The 15,344-nt window shown below is 66.2% G+C and carries 10 protein-coding genes; 3 read left to right on the top strand and 7 right to left on the bottom strand.

Features of this window, described 5'->3' with window-relative positions; all coding sequences use genetic code 11:
• Nucleotides 1-27: 27 nt before the first annotated feature.
• On the top strand, nt 28-561 hold the full coding sequence (locus AC2JAJ_RS12435) for a VanZ family protein (RefSeq protein WP_486415639.1): 534 nt from the start codon (nt 28-30) through the stop codon (nt 559-561).
• Nucleotides 562-570: 9 nt separating this feature from the next.
• On the opposite strand, the gene galU is transcribed toward AC2JAJ_RS12435, so the two are convergent.
• The 3 genes from galU to AC2JAJ_RS12420 all read right to left on the bottom strand — a co-directional run bounded on the left by galU (nt 571) and on the right by AC2JAJ_RS12420 (nt 6,122).
• The gene (gene galU, locus AC2JAJ_RS12430) at nt 571-1,461 is read right to left on the bottom strand and encodes a UTP--glucose-1-phosphate uridylyltransferase GalU (RefSeq protein ID WP_221386241.1); all 891 of its coding nucleotides are present in this window, start codon (nt 1,459-1,461) and stop codon (nt 571-573) included.
• Nucleotides 1,462-1,545: 84 nt separating this feature from the next.
• Nucleotides 1,546-4,389 carry an FAD-binding and (Fe-S)-binding domain-containing protein gene (locus AC2JAJ_RS12425; protein ID WP_486415640.1) on the bottom strand — a complete coding sequence of 948 codons (2,844 nt, stop codon included), beginning with the start codon at nt 4,387-4,389 and terminating at the stop codon, nt 1,546-1,548.
• A complete protein-coding gene (locus AC2JAJ_RS12420) occupies nt 4,389-6,122 on the bottom strand; it encodes an L-lactate permease (protein ID WP_486415641.1) in 1,734 nt (577 codons plus the stop codon). Before AC2JAJ_RS12420 ends, AC2JAJ_RS12425 begins: the two co-directional genes overlap by 1 nt.
• 163 nt (nt 6,123-6,285) lie before the next feature.
• On the opposite strand from AC2JAJ_RS12420, the gene AC2JAJ_RS12415 reads away from it, so the two are divergent.
• Nucleotides 6,286-6,978, top strand: a complete 693-nt coding sequence (locus AC2JAJ_RS12415; protein WP_486415642.1) for a GntR family transcriptional regulator — start codon at nt 6,286-6,288, stop codon at nt 6,976-6,978.
• A gap of 5 nt (nt 6,979-6,983) precedes the next feature.
• Here the strand turns inward: AC2JAJ_RS12415 and AC2JAJ_RS12410 are convergent, their stop codons facing one another.
• From AC2JAJ_RS12410 to AC2JAJ_RS12400, 3 genes are all read right to left on the bottom strand, one after another.
• A complete protein-coding gene (locus tag AC2JAJ_RS12410; protein WP_486415643.1) occupies nt 6,984-7,709 on the bottom strand; it encodes a FadR/GntR family transcriptional regulator in 726 nt (241 codons plus the stop codon).
• Nucleotides 7,710-7,807: 98 nt separating this feature from the next.
• Complete coding sequence (locus AC2JAJ_RS12405; protein ID WP_486416693.1) at nt 7,808-9,178, bottom strand: FAD-binding oxidoreductase; 1,371 nt, start codon at nt 9,176-9,178, stop codon at nt 7,808-7,810.
• A complete protein-coding gene (locus AC2JAJ_RS12400) occupies nt 9,102-11,057 on the bottom strand; it encodes an L-lactate permease (RefSeq protein WP_501053138.1) in 1,956 nt (651 codons plus the stop codon). The genes AC2JAJ_RS12405 and AC2JAJ_RS12400 overlap by 77 nt, the downstream gene beginning before the upstream one ends.
• 227 nt (nt 11,058-11,284) lie before the next feature.
• On the opposite strand from AC2JAJ_RS12400, the gene aceB reads away from it, so the two are divergent.
• Complete coding sequence (gene aceB, locus AC2JAJ_RS12395) at nt 11,285-12,901, top strand: malate synthase A (protein ID WP_486415644.1); 1,617 nt, start codon at nt 11,285-11,287, stop codon at nt 12,899-12,901.
• Between the two features lie 137 nt (nt 12,902-13,038).
• On the opposite strand, the gene AC2JAJ_RS12390 is transcribed toward aceB, so the two are convergent.
• Entirely contained in the window at nt 13,039-15,147 is a 2,109-nt protein-coding gene (locus tag AC2JAJ_RS12390) for an excalibur calcium-binding domain-containing protein (protein WP_501053137.1), read from the bottom strand.
• Between the last annotated feature and the right edge of the window lie 197 nt (nt 15,148-15,344).

Genomic DNA, 15,344 nt, shown 5'->3' with positions numbered 1-15,344 from the left:
CACTCCCCCGCCCGCAGGTGTTGCACTATGCCTTTCTCATCCTCCTGGCCGCCGCAGCCCTTGGGACTGCAGCGTTCGCCCTCCTGCGGGCGTCGTGAGGGCCCTTTGAGGATTCTTTACGAGCAGCGGCTGTGGCGCCTCGTCCTCGCTGCCATGATGGTTCCCCTCGCGTTGATCGCATTCTGGCCCAGCCCCGTGGACCAGCCTGTCGCAGGGCAACTCGCAAGCATCCTGGAGGTTCTCCACCGTCATGGCATTCCCAATTGGGTCAATTACCAATTCGTGGAAGCATCCGCCAACGTCGCACTTTTTATCCCGTTCGGAATTGTTAGTGCGCTCGCATTTCCCGAAAAGACTTGGTGGCAAATCGGAGCATTGGGACTCCTGGTCTCGGGTTGCATCGAACTGGGGCAGTTCCTGTTTCTCCACGACCGCTTTGCAAGCCCGTCAGACATCGTGACAAATACGTCAGGAGCCGTCATCGGGGCGCTGCTGGTCGCCTATTCTGTCAAAAAAGAGAGGCCCGCTGCCTTCCGGCAACGGACCTCCCCCAAGCAATAGAACCCCAGACTAGCCCACGAAGCTCTTCATCCAGGTCTTCAGGTCCTCACCGAACTCCACGCGCTCGGACGCGAGGGTGATCACGGCTTTGAGGTAGCTCAGCTTGTCGCCGGTGTCGTAGCGGCGCCCCTTGAAGACCACGCCATACACACCGGAGCCTTCGCCTTCGCCGGCGGCAAGGGTCTGCAGGGCATCGGTCAGCTGGATCTCGTTGCCGCGGCCGGGTTCGGTGTTCTCGAGGACCCCGAACACGGAGTGGTGCAGCACGTAGCGGCCGATCACAGCCAGGTTGGACGGCGCTTCACCGACGGCGGGCTTTTCCACCAGGCTGTTGACGCGGACGTAGTCCTCGCCTTCCACAGCCGTGATGTCAGCGCAGCCGTAGGCGCTGATCTGCGACGGATCAACTTCGATCAGCGCGATCACTGAACCACCGGTCTTCTGCTGCACCTCCATCATGGTGCTCAACAGGTCCTCAGCCTCGTCAATGAGGTCGTCACCCAGAAGCACCGCAAAGGGCTCATCTCCAACGTGCTGCTGTGCACACAGGACAGCGTGGCCCAGGCCCTTGGCCTCACCCTGCCGGACGTAGTGGATGGGACCCAGGTGGGAGGCGTGCTCCACCATGCCCAGCTTGTCCTTGTCCCCCTTGGCCTCCAGGGCGCTTTCCAGGCCCGGCTCGCGGTCAAAGTGGTCCTCAAGGGCGCGCTTGTTGCGGCCCGTGATCATCAGCAGGTCCGTGAGGCCGGCGTCCACCGCTTCCTCGACGACGTACTGGATGGCCGGACGGTCGACCACCGGCAACATTTCCTTCGGCATTGCCTTGGTGGCGGGCAGGAAACGTGTCCCCAATCCGGCAGCAGGAATGACGGCTTTGGTGATAGTTTTCCCCGTAGTCATAGCTGAACCTTAACAAATTTGGTGGGCTAACCGGCAATCCGATCTGGAGCCGGACAAGGCTGAACGACTCCCGCCACCCCTCCCCTACCGCGTAACTTCCTCCAGCAGTTCCAGGACGTGCCGGTAGTCCTGGCCCGTCGCGCGGGTCATGCCGAGCTCGCAGGTGCGGTTGCAGGAGGCGTGCGCGGACGCGTCCAGCTGCCCCACTTCCGCGGCCTGCTTCCGGGTGGCGGACTCCGTGAGCTCGGGGTGGAGCATTCCGCGGTCCCCCGCGAAGGCGCAGCAGCCCCAGTTCACCGGCACCTCCACCGTCTCCGCCACGGCCTGGGCCACCGATTCCAGCGCCCCATTGATCCCCATGCGTGTGGAGGAGCAGGTGGGGTGCAGGGCCAGCGACTCGAGCTTTGCGTGCTCCGGCAGCCTGGGCAGGATGTGCTCGGCGGCGAAGTCCACGGCATCCACGATCCGCAGCGGCCGCTGGCCCACCCCCGGGTCGTCGGCCTCCACCACCTGCCGGAGGCCCTCGGTGCAGGACGACGCATCGCAGATGATGGCCAGCTCGCCGTCCCGGGTTGCCTCCCGCAGTGCCGCCAGGGTCTTCTCCTTCATGGTTGCCTGCCCGGCCGCCATGCCCTTGGAGGACCACGGGGTCCCGCAGCACAGGGAATCGATGCCCGCCGGCACCAGCAGGGTGATCCCGGCCCGTTCACACAACTGCTCGAAGCTGTACTGGACGCCCCGGCCCGAAGCGGGCCCGGAACCGGATCCATCAGGTGACGTACCCGCCCCAGCCGGCCCGAACATCGTCCCCACGCAGGCGGGGAAGTAGACGGCGTCCGGTGCCCGGTCCGGCGTCGGACGCTTCCTTACGGAACCGCCGCCGGGCAGCTCCGGCGAGTACAGCGGCACCGTGTCCGTGCCCAGCACCGCCCGCGCCGCCTTGTTGGGCGCCGCGACGGCCGGGGCGGGCATCTTGTCCACCACGGTCAGGGCCAGCGAGGCCCCGCGCGTGACGCCTTCCCAGTGCTTGGCCGCGGCGTTCCAGGCACCGTTGGCCACCGGCCCGGCGTCGGAACGCCGGATCCGCTTGACCAGCAGCCCGGTGTTGATGTCCACGGGGCAGGCCGTCTGGCACATCCCGTCCACCGCGCAGGTCTGCACGGACTCGTAGTCGTAGTCCTTCTCCAGTTCCTTCACCAGCGCCGTGTCGCCGGCGAGCCGTGCGGCTTCGATGGCGCGCAGGGTGACGATGCGCTGGCGCGGCGTCAGGGTGAGGTCCTTGCTGGGGCACACCGGCTCGCAGTACCCGCAGGAGACGCAGCGGTCCACTTCCTCGGCCACCGGCGGCGCGGTCTTGATATGGCGCAGGTGCGCCTGGGGATCGTCGTCCATGAGAACGCCCGGATTGAGCATGCCGGCAGGATCGAACAGCTCCTTGATCCGGCGCATCACGCCGTACAGCTCGTCCCCGTACTGCCGCCGCACATACGGCGCCATCACCCGGCCGGTGCCGTGCTCCGCCTTCAGCGAGCCGCCCTCCCCCAGGACCAGGTCCACCATGTCCTCGGTGAACGCGCTGTACCTGTCCAGCTCCTCCGCCGTGGCAAAGCCGTCCGTGAGCATGAAGTGGACGTTGCCGTCCTTCGCGTGCCCGAAGATCACGCTGTTTTCGTACCGGTACTTCTCGAACAGCCGCACCAGTTCACGGCACGTGCCTCCCAGGACCGGGACCGGCACCACAATGTCCTCCAGCAGCGCCGTGGTCCCCTGCGGCCGGGCACCGGCCACCGAGGCGTACAGGCCCTTGCGCAGGTGCCACAGCTGCGCCCGCGCGGACGCATCAGCGGTGAACTGCGCCGGGGCTGCCAGCGTCAGGCCCGCGAGGGCGCGTTCGCCCACCTCCCGCAGCGCCGCAACCTCGTCCTGCTGCCCGGCGGAGTACTCCACCAGCAGCGCCGCGTGCTCGCGGACCGCCAGGTCGCGTACGACGGCGGGAGTCCCCTTCAGCGTCTGGCCCACCTTGAGCGAGAGCGCGTCCAGGAGTTCCACCGTGGCGGCGCCGGTGTCCACCAGCGCCGGCAGGGCCGCGTTGGCGGCCTGCAGGTCCGGGAAGACGAGGAGTCCGGTGGCGGCATGCGGAAGCCGCGGGATGGTCCGGAACACCGCCTCCGCCACGAAGCCCAGCGTGCCCTCGCTGCCGACGATCAGGTGCGCCAGCATGTCCACCGGGCGCGTGTAGTCCAGCAGGGAGTTCAGTCCGTAGCCCATGGTGTTCTTCATGCTGAACTGCTGCCTGATGCGGTCCACGGAATCGCTGTTCCCCCGCACCCGTGCCGCGAGCTGCGCCAGGCCCGCATACAGTTCCGGCTCCAGGGTCCGCAGCCGGGTGTCCGCGTCCGCTGCCCCGGTATCGACCACGGTCCCCGACGGCAGCACCACGGTGAGGGACTCGAGGGTGCGGTACGCGTTGTCCACCGTGCCGCAGTTCATGCCGGAAGAGTTGTTCGCCACCACGCCGCCGATGGTGCACGCGGCCTCGCTGGCCGGGTCCGGCCCGAACTTGCGTCCGTAGGGTGCCAGCCGGGCGTTCAGGGCCCGCACCGTGACCCCCGGCTGCACGCGGACCCGCGCGCCGCCGTCGAGCACTTCCACGTCCCGGAAGTTGCGCCGCACGTCCACCAGCACGCCGTCCGTGACCGCCTGCCCGCTGAGGCTGGTGCCGCCGGAGCGGAGGGTGAGCGGGACGCCCTGCGCCGCACTGGCCCGGAGCAGGGCGCCGACCTCCGCGGCGTCCTTGGCCATGACAACGGCCTGCGGGATGAGCAGGAAGTGCGAGGCGTCATGGGCGTTGGCGTGCAGGTCGATGGCGCGGGTCTTCACCTGCGCGGGATCGGCCACGGCCTGGCGGAAACCTTCGAGTTTAAGCATCAGGGGACCATCCAGCCGAGTACGGGGGTGGACTGCAGGACGATCAGCACCGTGATGAGGGCCAGCAGGCCCAGGCTCCAGCCGACCAGCTTGCGGAACAGGGTTCCTTCCGAGCCTTCCATCCCCACCGCGGCGGAGGCAACGGCCAGGTTCTGCAGCGAGAGCATCTTGCCCATCACGCCGGCGGAGGAGTTGGAGGCGGCCATCAGCACCGGCGAGAGGCCTGTCTGCGCGGCGGCGGTGGCCTGCATCTGCCCGAAAAGGGAGTTGGACGAGGTGTCAGAGCCGGTCAGCGCCACGCCGATCCAGCCGATCAGCGGCGAGAGGAAGGCGAAGAAGCCGCCGGCCGAGGCAAGCGCGAATCCCAGCGTGGTGGTCTGCCCGGACAGGTTCATGACGAAGGACAGCGCCAGGACGGTGGTGACCGTGACGATGGTCCAGCGCAGCTGCTTCAGGGTCTCCACGTAGATGCCCAGGCCCTTGCCGGCAGAGATCCTGTACAGCGCCATGGTGAGCAGGCCGGAGAGCAGCAGCAGCGTCCCGGTGGACTTGAGGTGGTCCAGCTTGAACTTGGTGGCCGCCACCGCCTTGCCGGCCGAGTCCTCGATGTGCAGTCCGGGCCAGGCGAACGTCACAGTGCCCACCTGCCCCAGCCAGGTTTTGATGAACGGGATCTGGGCGATGGAGAACACGGCGATGATGATCAGGTAGGGCGCGACGGCGAGCCACACCTCGCGGGGCGCCGGGCGGGTAGTGTCCGTGGGGACTCCGGAACGGTCCGGAACGCTCCCCTGCCGGCCGCCCGCCGTCGTGCCTTCCTGCGTGCCGTTGCCGCCCGCACTCTTCCCGCCCGCACTCTTCCCGCCGGCCATGGCCGGAACGGACATCTCCTGGACCGATGCCTCCACGCGTACCGACTCCTTGGGCTGCCAAACCGTCAGCATCGTCAGCACGGCGGCCACGGTGACCACGGCAGCCACGACGTCGGTCAGTTCGACGGCGATGAAGTTGGAGGTGACGAACTGTGCGGCGGCGAACGCTGCGCCGGCCACCAGCGCGACGGGCCAGGTCTGCTTCAGGCCGCGCCTGCCGTCCACGATGAAGACCAGCAGCAGCGGCACGATCAGGGCGATGAAGGGGGTCTGGCGGCCGGCCATCGAGGACAGGTCGTGCAGCGGCAGGCCGGTCACGCCGTTCAGGGCGATGATGGGCGCTGCCATGGCGCCGAAGGCCACCGGGGCGGTGTTGGCGAGCAGCGAGACGACGGCGGACTTGAGCGGTTTCATGCCCGCGGCCATCAGCATGGCCGCCGAGATGGCCACCGGGGCGCCGAAACCTGCGAGCGATTCGAGGAGCGCGCCGAAGCAGAACGCGATCAGGATCGACAGGACCCGGAGGTCGTTGGAGATGGAGCGGATGGTCCGGCCCAGGGCATCGAACCACGGCGTGGCCACGGTGAGCTTGTAGATCCAGAGCGCGTTGACAAGGATCCACAGGATGGGGAACAGCCCGTAGAAGATGCCCGCCGCGGTGGCGCTGAGGGCCTGATCCAGGGGCATCCGCCAGCCTGCGACGGCCAGGACGAAGGACAGGACCAGGCTGGCGATGGCAGCTTTGGCGGCCTTGACCCGGAAGACGCCCAGCAGGACGAACAACAGGGCCAGGGGAAGGGCCGCGCACAGGGCGGAAAGCAGGAGGGACCCGGCGATGGGGTCAAGGATCTGCTGAAACATGGGACTCCAGATGGTGAGCAGCGCCACACCGGCGTGACGACCCATCGATTGTCTAACAAGTACACATGTAGGTCAAGAGGTGTGAATACTTGTCTGGCAAAATGGGAGGACACGCCCCTTGTTGGTATTTTTTTGGTGGAACTGTTTGGTGGAACGGAGATCTGTGGCCGGCCGTATTGCAGCTGTCTCGATTGTGGAAGCGGTGGCTTCGGACCTGCGGCAGCGCATTTTCTCCGGCGAGCTGCCCTCCGCCCACGCGCTGACGGAGACCGAGGTGGCCACCTCCTACGAGGTGGCACGCCCCACCGCCAAGGCCTCCATCGAGAAGCTGGTGGCCGAGGGGCTGCTGGTCCGCGGCGTGCACAAGACCGCGCGGGTGGCGGACCTGGGCCCGGAATCGGTGCGCGACATCTACCTGGCCCGGGCGTATCTGGAGAGCGAAGTGCTCCGCCGGCTCGCGGCCGCGCGCACCGTGCCCGGCGGGGCGGTACAGGCCAACCGGGATATCGCTGCATTGGCCACCGGAGCGCCGCTGGATGTGGTGGAACCGGACATGCGGTTCCACACCAGCCTGATCGACGCGGTGGGGAATGAGCGGATCAGCAGGATGTACTCCTCCCTGGTGGCCGAAGTGCGCCTGTGCATGTCCCGGGTGCAGTCGCTGCACCTCCTCGACACAGCCCTGATCCAGGCCGAACACCAGAAGCTCCTGGAGCTGATCGAGGCCGGGCAGGGCGAAGAGGCCGCCCAACTGCTCGACCAGCACCTGGGCCGTGCCCGCGAACGGCTGGTGGCGGCGATGGGCGGCGAGGCGGGCCCGGAGGCGGACCTGCCGTCCGGGCTGGCAACCCAGTAACCGGCTCAGCGGGCCTTGTTTGCCGCCTGCTCGTACAGCCACACAATATGGCTCCGCAGCAGTTCCGCGGCCCGCTCGGCGTCCTTCGCCTCCACGGCGTCGAAGATCGCATGGTGGTGGGCCCTCAGCTGTTCGAGCACAATGGGCCACTCTCCCAGGGCATCGAGGGCGTCCTTGATGTAGCCACGGATGGAGCCGCGGAGCGAATCCATGATTGTTTCAATCACCGTGTTGCCGGCCAGGGCGCTGAGGGCCAGGTGGAACTGTGCGTCGAGGGCGTGGAAGGCTTCGGGCTCTATGTCCGGGGCATCCATGGCCTCCAGCAGTTCCCTGGCGCGCTGGATCCCGGCCGGATCGTCATGCTGGGCCGCGGTCCTGGCTGCCCACGTTTCCAGGAGGATCCGGGCTTCGACAATCTCCGCCACCGGAAGCCTGCTGCTGGCAATGTGCAGGCGGAGGGTGGCGGCAAGGCCGGCTGACGGCTCGGAAACGATGACCGCGCCCGACTTGGGGCCGGACCTGTTATTACTCCGGAGGACCCCCATCGCATCCAGCAGGCGCATGGCCTCACGGACTGAAGCGCGGGAGATACCGTAGCTTTCCGCCAGTATCCGTTCACCGGGGAGCTGGTCCCCGATTTTGAACCGGCCTGAACGCAGGCCCGCCTCAATGTCCTCCACCAGGACGTCATACGTCCGCTTGGATGCCGGTTCCTCCGAAGGTGTGGTCATGGATCCATCCTGCCCTACCAACCGGCACCTGCGTCCTGTCCTGCTGCGCCGCGGAAAACCGGCGCAGCAGGACAGAAGCGGATGCAGGGTTGTCCGGCTCAGATTGCCTTGCCGGGGTTCAGGATTCCCTGCGGATCGAACACCTTGCGGATGGAGCGCTGGAGTTCCACCGAGATGCCGCCGAGTTCATCCTCGAGCCAGTCGCGCTTGAGCAGGCCGACGCCGTGTTCCCCGGTCAGGGTGCCGCCAAGGCGCTGCGCCAGGTAGAACATGTCACCAAGGGCCTTTTTGGCCGGTCCTTCCGTGATGGACTGGTCGGGTTCGACGACGATCATCGGGTGCAGGTTGCCGTCCGCCGCGTGTGCCACGTTGAAGATCCGTACCCCCGTCTTCCGGGAGATGTCCTCCAGTCCCGCGAAGACGTCTGCCAGCCGGTTCCGCGGCACGCCGATGTCGCAGATGGACACGCGGCCCATTTTCTCAAGGGACGGAATCGCTTCCCGCCGGGTGGCCACGAGCGCATCCGCTGCCGCCGGGTCCACGGCTTTCTCGACGTGGCTGGCGAAGGGTGCAATGGCCTTGAGCAGGACGTCCTGCTCAAGGAACGCGCCGTAGCCGTCGGTCTGCGCCAGCAGGAAGGCCCCGCCCTTGGACCGGTGGTTGGTGCCGTGCACGGTATCGACGGCTTCCAGCGTGGGGCCGTCCATGAGTTCGAGCACCGAGGGCTGCAGCCGGGCGGCGATGATGGCGGAGGCGGCCAGCGCGGCGGCGTCCACATCCGGGAAATAGGCGGCGACGGTGGCGGTCTGGACGGGCCTGGGCCGCAGGCGGAGCGTTGCTTCCACCACCACGCCCAGCGTTCCCTCGGACCCGATCATCAGTGCATTCAGGTCGTATCCCGTGACGCCCTTGATGGTGTTCCGCCCGGTCCGCAGCACCCGGCCGTCGGGCAGGACCACGCGGAGGGCGAGCACGGATTCGCGGGTCACCCCATATTTTGCGCACCACATTCCGCCGGCGTTGGTGGCGATGTTGCCGCCGATGGAGCAGATCGCCGTGCTGGCCGGGTCAGGCGCATAGAAGAGTCCATGCTCCCTGGCGGCAGCATTCACCTCCGCGTTGAGGACGCCGGGTTCAACCACTGCCAGCTGCTCCACGGGGTCGATGTGCAGGATCCGGTTCATCCGGGCCAGGTCAAGGACCACTTCGCCGGCCTGGGCCGACGCTCCGGCGGCAAGGCCCGTTCCGGCTCCCCGGGGAACCACCGGGACGTTGTGGGCCGCGGCAAGCTTCATGGTTTCCACCACCTCTTCGGCACTGGTGGCATACACGACGCCGTCGGGAAGGCTCGGTGGTACGTACCCGGAACGGTCCGTGCTGACCCTGGCCCGCTCATCCAGGTCTGTCGAGGCGTGGGCGCTTGCAGCGAGGAGCGCTGCCGATGCTGAGACAGCGGTAGTTGTGCTCATGGGAAGGAAACCTCTTTGTTTTCTGGGGTGGGTTCTTGGGGCTCCCGGTCCGGCGGAACCGCTCCGCCCGGCCGGGTGCCCGGTGTGCAAAGGTGTCGCCGGCTGAGGGGACCATCCAGCCGAGGACCGGGGTGGACTGCAGGACGATGAGCACCGTGATGAGGGCCAGCAGGGCCAGGCTCCAGCCGATCAGCTTGCGGAACAGGGTGCCCTCGGCGCCTTCCAGACCCACTGCGGCGGAGGCGACGGCAAGGTTCTGCAGTGAAAGCATCTTGCCCATGACGCCGGCGGAGGAATTGGAGGCGGCCATCAGGACCGGCGAGAGGCCTGTCTGCGCGGCGGCGGTGGCCTGCATCTGCCCGAAGAGGGAGTTGGACGAGGTGTCCGAGCCGGTAAGGGCAACACCGATCCAGCCGATCAGTGGTGAGAGGAAGGCGAAGAAGCCGCCGGCGGACGCGAGGGCGAGGCCCAGGGAGGTGGTTTGTCCGGACAGGTTCATGACGAAGGACAGGGCCAGGACGGTGGTGACCGTGAGGATGGTCCAGCGCAGCTGCTTCAGGGTTTCCCAGTAGATGCGCAGTCCCTGGGCTGCCGACAGGCGGTACAGGACCATGGTGATGAGGCCGGAGACCAGAAGCAGGGTGCCGGTGGCTTTGAGGTGGTCGAACTTGAACTTCTGCGCGGCAACATGCTTCCCGCCGGCGTCCACGACGTCCAGGCCGGGCCAGGCGAAGCTCACGCTTCCGTTGGCGCCCAGCCACTCCTTGATTCCAGGCATCTGGGCGACGGAGAAGACGGCCATGATGATCAGGTAGGGCGCGATGGCCATCCAGATTTCCCGGCGGTCCGGCCGCTCCGCGGTGCTGGGCGGCACCGCAACGCGGGTGGTCGCAGCCGCGGAGACGGCCTCGGTCACCGACGCGGACGCCGGTATCCTTGCCGCACCGCGGCCGGATGATGACGGGCCGGATGGGCGGTCTTCCTCAAGACGGTCTTCCTCGAGACGTTCTTCCTCAAGACCGCCTGATCCGCCGGCCTGCCCGGACATATCGATGATCTCCCGCGGCTGCCAGACACGGAGCATCAGCAGCACGGCGGCCACGGTAGCCACAGCAGCAACGACGTCGGTCAGTTCCACGGCGATGAAGTTGGACGTGATGAACTGGAAGATGCCAAAGACTGCGCCGGCCACCAGTGCAACGGGCCAGGTCTGCTTGAGGCCGCGTTTGCCGTCCACGATGAAGACGAGCAGCAGCGGCACGATGAGGGCGATGAAGGGGGTCTGGCGGCCGGCCATCGAGGACAGGTCGTGCAGCGGCAGGCCGGTGACGCCGTTCAGGGCGATGATGGGTGCGGCCATGGCGCCGAAGGCCACCGGCGCGGTGTTGGCCAAGAGCGAGACGATGGCGGATTTGAGCGGTTTCATGCCCGCGGCCATCAGCATCGCGGACGTGATGGCCACCGGGGCGCCGAAACCGGCGAGCGATTCGAGGAGCGCGCCGAAGCAGAAGGCGATCAGGATCGACAGGATCCGCAGGTCGTTGGAGATGGAGCGGATGGTCCGGCCCAGGGCGTCAAACCAGGGCGTCGCCACCGTGAGTTTGTAGAGCCAGAGAGCGTTGATGAGGATCCACAGGATGGGGAACAGGCCGTAGAAGGCTCCTTCGGCCGTGGCGCTGATGACCTGGTCCGCAGGCATGCGCCAGACCACCAGGGCCAGGATGATGGAGAGTGCCAGGCTGGCGATGGCGGCCTTGGCCGCTTTCACCCGGAAGACGCCCAGCAGGACAAACAGGAGAATCAACGGCAATGCCGCGCAGAGTGCGGACAGGCCGAGTGAACCCCACAGGGGGTCCACGACTTGCTGGTAAGTGCTCACAAAAAACTCCTTTGTATTTGGAGCGGGGGGTGGGGCGCGATGGGCAGGGGGTCGCAAGCCGAACGGGGAATTCCACAATGTGAGATAGAGGTATTGTCTCGTGGACCACACTGTATGTATTGGTCTGACCGATAGTCAATGGTCTGACCGATTTATCTGAAGCCCTTGTTTTTTCATCCTGCAGAACCTAATGTCCGTATCGTGAAACTTCCCGAAAGGACTATGCAATGCCCCTGACCCGACCCGCTGACCTGCCCTTTGACCGCGCCGCCGAGATCCTGACCCCGGAAGCCCTTGAGTTCCTGGCCGCGCTCCATGGACGTTTCGCCGCCGAACGCGATGCTCGCCTTGCTGCGCGGCAGGAGCGCCGTGCACGAGCAGCAAAAACCGGAACCCTGGACTTCCTGCCGGAGACAGCAGCCGTCCGAGAAGGCGACTGGACCGTTGCCTCGGCGCCGCCGGCCCTCCAGGACCGTCGGGTGGAAATCACCGGCCCCTGTTCCCCGGCCAAGATGGCCATCAACGCCCTGAACTCGGGCGCGAAAGTGTGGCTGGCAGACCTGGAGGACGCCAGCTGCCCCACATGGTTCAACGTCATCGACGGCCAGCTCTCGTTGTACGACGCCGCACGCGGAACTTTGGCCTACACGTCCCCCGAGGGCAAGACGTACGCCCTTCGCACCGACGAGCCCACCGCCGTCGTCATCATGCGCCCCCGCGGCTGGCACATGGAGGAACGGAACCTGGAATTCGACGGCAGGCCCGCCATTGGCGCCCTGGTGGACTTTGGACTGCATTTTTTCCACAACGCCAAGCAGCTCCTCGAGAACGGCCACGGCCCCTACTACTACCTGCCGAAGATGGAAAGCCACCTCGAAGCCCGGCTGTGGAACGACATCTTCGTTTTCGCCCAGGACACCCTCGGCATCCCGCAGGGAACCATCCGTGCCACCGTCCTGGTGGAAACCATTCCCGCGGCCTTCGAGATGGACGAGATCCTCTATGAGCTGCGGGACCATGCCTCCGGCCTCAACGCCGGGCGCTGGGATTACCTGTTCAGCATCATCAAGTACTTCCGCGATTCCGGTTCAAGATTCACGCTGCCCGACCGTGCAGCGGTATCGATGACCGTTCCCTTCATGCGTGCCTACACCGAACTGCTGGTCAAGACCTGCCACCAGCGCGGCGCGTTTGCCATGGGCGGGATGGCAGCAGTCATTCCGAACCGCCGCCAGCCGGAAGTCACCGAGCAGGCGTTCGCAAAGGTGAAGGCTGACAAGACCCGCGAGGCCAACGACGGCTTCGACGGCTCCTGGGTTGCGCACCCGGACCTCGTTCCGATCTGCATGGAGGTCTTCGACGAGGTCCTGGGAGACGCCCCCAACCAGGTGCAGCGGACCCGGCCCGAGGTCCACGTCACCGCCGAACAACTGCTGGACATCGAATCGGCACCCGGCGACGCCACCGAGGCCGGTCTCCGCGGGAACCTGTACGTTTCCGTCGCCTACACCGCAGTGTGGCTGTCCGGAAACGGGGCCGTGGCCATCCACAACCTGATGGAAGACGCCGCGACGGCGGAAATCTCCCGGTCGCAGGTCTGGCAGCAGATCCACAACGGGGTGGTCTTCGCAGACACCGGCAACACGGCAACCCGCGAACTGGTGGAGCGGCTGCTGGCCGAAGAAACGGAAAAGCTCCGGGGCGAGGTGGGCGAGGAACTGTTCAGCCGGTACTACGCGCCGGCGGCCCGCATCATTTCGGAGATCTGCCTTTCCGAGGACTTCACCGACTTCCTCACCACACCGGCCTACGAGGTACTGGAATCAGAAGTGGCGGCGCGGTAGGGGTACCTGCCCCCAGCCCCATCCATTGCTCCGTGAACGCCGTTTTCAGCCTGAAAAGGGCAGTTTCGGAGCAATCGATGAAGCTTAAGCAAGAAAGCCCCACCCTCGAGATCGAGGGTGGGGCTTTCCACTGGTGCCTATTCGCAGGCGATACCGTCGGAATCCCGGTCCAGTGCGGAGCGGTAGCCGGGCTGCCACCAGTAGAGGGGCGCTGCCCCTGCAGCACGCACAGCATCGCAGTTCGCATAGTAAACCGGAGCCGGGGCGGGCGCCGGCGCAGGTGCGGGAGCGGGCGCAGGTGCAGGTGCAGGTGCGGGCTGGTAGGCGTCAGACGCGTACTCGATGCTGACGCTGCCGGAGCGCCACGTGATGCGGCCACCCTGGTAGTCCTGCGAGTACCCGCCACCGCTGGCACCATACTCATTGGTGGTCGGGTAGCCCAAGCGTCCTCCCTCGGAGCCCTGGCCGACCCACGCTGCCCTGATCCCACCGGTCATGACGCGTGCCCCCGATGCAGGAGACCAAACCACCTCTCCGCCTTGGAAGTACTGCTTTGCACCGCCGCCGGCAAGGCCACCGACCTCATCCGATGTGGGGTAGCCCAGTCCGCTGTTAGGGCCGCCGGCGTTGATCCATGTCTGGCCGATACCGCCCTTGATGAACCGGGAGCCCGTGGCAGGCGACCAGACGATCTGCCCGTACTGGAACGCCTGCGTCACGCCTCCGTTGGCGGTGGCGTACTCGTCCGTGGTGGGATAGCCAAGGCCGCTGAGCGGACCTCCTACCTTGTCCCACGTGGCACCGATACCACCCTTGGTGATGCGGGACCCGGTTGCAGCGTTCCAGGAGATCTTTCCGTACTGGAACCCTTGCATGACGCCGCCGGGCATCGGAGCGTATTCATCCGTTGTGGGATAACCGAGACCGCTGAGCGGGCCGCCTGCGTTGTCCCACGTGACGCCGATGCCACCCTTCGTGATCCTGGACCCGGTGGCCGGGTTCCACGAGATTTTGCCGAACTGGAAGTTCTGCATCACGCCGCCGGCCATCGGCGCGTACTCGTCAGACGTCGGATAGCCGAGATCGCTGTCTTGGGCGCCGATTGAATGCCATACGGCGTTGATGCCGCCGATGACCGTGTAGGCGCCGTACTGCTGGAGGTAACCGATAGTGCCACCCGCAAACAGCTGGTAGGCCCCGCCGAACCGCTGACCGCTGAATTCCTGGGACGTTGCAGCGCCCAGCACTGCTGCCGCCGTCGCGTACTTGGCACCGATCGCGCCCGACGTCGTGTAGCTACCTTCGGGTGCCGGGACAGGTGTTTCGGCCTTCGCCGGCAAGGCAATCGTCGCGCTGCCGCAGATACCTCCCGACAGGTGACGGCTCAGTTCTCCCTGCTCAAGGGTGTCAATGGTGAGGTTCCAGCGGTACTTCACGGCAACCCACTGCTGAGCGTAACGGCACTGGTCCAGGGCGGGGAGCCACGCAGCAAAGTCACTGCCGCCCTTGGCCTGGTTCACGTTGTCCGTTACGGCCTCCAGGCTGCCGCCGTACTGCAAATCGTTTGCGAATGCCTGGCGCTGTTCCGCCGTCCACGCCCACGCGCCCGACTTCCACGCCTCCGCCAGCGGCACAAAGTGGTCGATGTCAACGTCGCTGGGGTTGGTCCACGTCGCCCCGTCATACCAGGAGTTCCACTGGCCGGACGTTACAGTACAACCGGCTCCGACAGTACCTGGCACGAGGGACTCGGCGATGAGCACCTCAGCGCGCGTATCGCAACCGTTCCCGTCTGCGTCAATCCAGTGGTTGAAATTTGCCCGATCGTAAGCCAAGGCCGAAGGCGTTGCCACCGTCAGCTGGCCCAACAGCGATCCGGCGGTAGTGGTTGCTCCACCCGCTACGGCCTCAGGCCGGGCGATCTGGGTTGGCTGGGCTGCTTCCGTTACGGGAGCTGCCGAAGCTGTGGGCTCCGCTGATGCAGCGTTGCGGCCAGGCGCTTCGGTTGGTGCTTCCGTGGCTGCCGCTGTTGGTGTGTCCGTGACGCCCGCTGTGGGCGTGGCCGGTGCCGGGCTTTCTGCTTGCGGTGACGGCGCTGCTGTGGGTTGGGACGTTGGTTCCGTGACCTGGTCATTGGTTACGGTGGTTGTTGGTGCTGCGATGGCCGGTGCAACATAACCGAAGCTGCATGTTGCGATGGCAAGTGAAGCAGCGGCGGCGAGAAGCCGCCTCTGAGAGGCCCCCATGTTTGATTCTTTTCTCATTCGAGCTGCCGCAGCACATCGACAAGTGATCCAAGCATTCGTTGCGGAAGCAAACAGACGGATAACTTCCGGCGTCAATGCTGAAACGGTGACGAAGCGAGTCCTGCGCCACCCATCGAGTCGCCGCTTACCCCGGCCTGATTTTGCTTACCGACTCAGTGCAGCGTGCTTTGACCTGG

This window comes from Arthrobacter sp. MOO21, assembly GCF_057369995.2.
Note: the sequence above shows the minus strand (reverse complement) of the source record. Positions and strands in the feature narration are given on the sequence as shown.

Excerpts from the sequence above, each read along its gene's own strand:
- AC2JAJ_RS12435 (WP_486415639.1), top strand. The coding sequence starts at position 28 with ATGCCTTTCTCATCCTCCTGGCCGCCGCAGCCCTTGGGACTGCAGCGT.
- galU (WP_221386241.1), bottom strand. The coding sequence starts at position 1,461 with ATGACTACGGGGAAAACTATCACCAAAGCCGTCATTCCTGCTGCCGGA.
- AC2JAJ_RS12425 (WP_486415640.1), bottom strand. The coding sequence starts at position 4,389 with ATGCTTAAACTCGAAGGTTTCCGCCAGGCCGTGGCCGATCCCGCGCAG.
- AC2JAJ_RS12420 (WP_486415641.1), bottom strand. The coding sequence starts at position 6,122 with ATGTTTCAGCAGATCCTTGACCCCATCGCCGGGTCCCTCCTGCTTTCC.
- AC2JAJ_RS12410 (WP_486415643.1), bottom strand. The coding sequence starts at position 7,709 with ATGACCACACCTTCGGAGGAACCGGCATCCAAGCGGACGTATGACGTC.
- AC2JAJ_RS12405 (WP_486416693.1), bottom strand. The coding sequence starts at position 9,178 with ATGAGCACAACTACCGCTGTCTCAGCATCGGCAGCGCTCCTCGCTGCA.
- aceB (WP_486415644.1), top strand. The coding sequence starts at position 11,285 with ATGCCCCTGACCCGACCCGCTGACCTGCCCTTTGACCGCGCCGCCGAG.
- AC2JAJ_RS12390 (WP_501053137.1), bottom strand. The coding sequence starts at position 15,147 with ATGGGGGCCTCTCAGAGGCGGCTTCTCGCCGCCGCTGCTTCACTTGCC.